The organism is Collinsella sp. AM34-10, from assembly GCF_003469185.1.
GTDB lineage: Bacteria > Actinomycetota > Coriobacteriia > Coriobacteriales > Coriobacteriaceae > Collinsella.
The window spans coordinates 3,197-5,451 of record NZ_QSIL01000014.1 but is presented as its reverse complement, the minus strand read 5'-3'; the positions used below and the strand labels follow the sequence as shown (position 1 = coordinate 5,451).

At 61.5% G+C, this 2,255-nt stretch carries 2 rRNA genes (1 of these 2 cut by a window edge); both read left to right on the top strand.

Going from position 1 to position 2,255, the window contains the following annotated elements:
* Nucleotides 1–183: 183 nt before the first annotated feature.
* Nucleotides 184–1,689 (top strand): 16S ribosomal RNA (locus DW823_RS09505).
* Nucleotides 1,690–2,083: 394 nt separating this feature from the next.
* Nucleotides 2,084–2,255: ribosomal RNA gene (locus DW823_RS09495) — 23S ribosomal RNA — on the top strand (it continues 2,879 nt past the right edge of the window).
* The 16S and 23S rRNA genes sit together here, the layout of an rRNA operon.

The window sequence follows — 2,255 nt, the reverse complement described above, 5'->3', positions numbered from 1 at the left end:
TTCAGTGTCGCATCCGGGCAGACATCGAACCATTTGAAATGGTCTAACTTGGATTTGTTTTTCGCAAGGCCGCCGAGAGGCGGCCCCGAGAAATTCCTTTTCCTATACTAAAACCATATGAATCGAACGGAACCGATCAGCGATGAACTGAGAGGACCGGACGGGCTCGAAGCCCATTTACTTTGGACGGAGAGTTCGATCCTGGCTCAGGATGAACGCTGGCGGCGCGCCTAACACATGCAAGTCGAACGGCACCTGCCTTCGGGCAGAAGCGAGTGGCGAACGGCTGAGTAACACGTGGAGAACCTGCCCCCTCCCCCGGGATAGCCGCCCGAAAGGACGGGTAATACCGGATACCCCGGGGTGCCGCATGGCACCCCGGCTAAAGCCCCGACGGGAGGGGATGGCTCCGCGGCCCATCAGGTAGACGGCGGGGTGACGGCCCACCGTGCCGACAACGGGTAGCCGGGTTGAGAGACCGACCGGCCAGATTGGGACTGAGACACGGCCCAGACTCCTACGGGAGGCAGCAGTGGGGAATCTTGCGCAATGGGGGGAACCCTGACGCAGCGACGCCGCGTGCGGGACGGAGGCCTTCGGGTCGTAAACCGCTTTCAGCAGGGAAGAGTCAAGACTGTACCTGCAGAAGAAGCCCCGGCTAACTACGTGCCAGCAGCCGCGGTAATACGTAGGGGGCGAGCGTTATCCGGATTCATTGGGCGTAAAGCGCGCGTAGGCGGCCCGGCAGGCCGGGGGTCGAAGCGGGGGGCTCAACCCCCCGAAGCCCCCGGAACCTCCGCGGCTTGGGTCCGGTAGGGGAGGGTGGAACACCCGGTGTAGCGGTGGAATGCGCAGATATCGGGTGGAACACCGGTGGCGAAGGCGGCCCTCTGGGCCGAGACCGACGCTGAGGCGCGAAAGCTGGGGGAGCGAACAGGATTAGATACCCTGGTAGTCCCAGCCGTAAACGATGGACGCTAGGTGTGGGGGGACGATCCCCCCGTGCCGCAGCCAACGCATTAAGCGTCCCGCCTGGGGAGTACGGCCGCAAGGCTAAAACTCAAAGGAATTGACGGGGGCCCGCACAAGCAGCGGAGCATGTGGCTTAATTCGAAGCAACGCGAAGAACCTTACCAGGGCTTGACATATGGGTGAAGCGGGGGAGACCCCGTGGCCGAGAGGAGCCCATACAGGTGGTGCATGGCTGTCGTCAGCTCGTGTCGTGAGATGTTGGGTTAAGTCCCGCAACGAGCGCAACCCCCGCCGCGTGTTGCCATCGGGTGATGCCGGGAACCCACGCGGGACCGCCGCCGTCAAGGCGGAGGAGGGCGGGGACGACGTCAAGTCATCATGCCCCTTATGCCCTGGGCTGCACACGTGCTACAATGGCCGGTACAGAGGGATGCCACCCCGCGAGGGGGAGCGGATCCCGGAAAGCCGGCCCCAGTTCGGATTGGGGGCTGCAACCCGCCCCCATGAAGTCGGAGTTGCTAGTAATCGCGGATCAGCATGCCGCGGTGAATGCGTTCCCGGGCCTTGTACACACCGCCCGTCACACCACCCGAGTCGTCTGCACCCGAAGTCGCCGGCCCAACCGCAAGGGGGGAGGCGCCGAAGGTGTGGAGGGTGAGGGGGGTGAAGTCGTAACAAGGTAGCCGTACCGGAAGGTGCGGCTGGATCACCTCCTTTCTAGGGAGATAAATCTTCTAGAGAGATCAACTTAACTCGAATAGAGGGCAGGAGCCCGTCCGGCAGATGTCTTCCCGGTACGTCCCCGCAGCACCCGGTCCCCGGGGTCGCACCCGCGTACCTTGAGAGCCGCATAGCGATAGGAGAGAGATGGAAGAGTTTCTCTTCCAGACTCGATTCTTTTCTGCGATTAAATCAAGAATGATAGCAATCATTCATCCGATCCAAACAAGAAGAATTCACTTAATAATGAGTGAGGAGCATCTGATCGCGAGCACAGTGAGGACACTGTGCCGCGGTATGAGATACCCGAATTGCGACATACGAGCGCTATTCATGATATCGATTAATTTAATTTAGCGACACGTGGATATCCCGCGGGCCCGATGCGGTCCCGCAAGATACCACGGGCGCACGGCGGATGCCTTGGCACAGGGAGCCGATGAAGGACGCGGCAAGCTGCGATAATCCCCGGCGAGGAGCACACATCCTTCGACCCGGGGGTCTCCGAATGGGCGAACCCATCCACAGCAGTGTGGATATCCCCGCCCCGAACGCATAGGGGC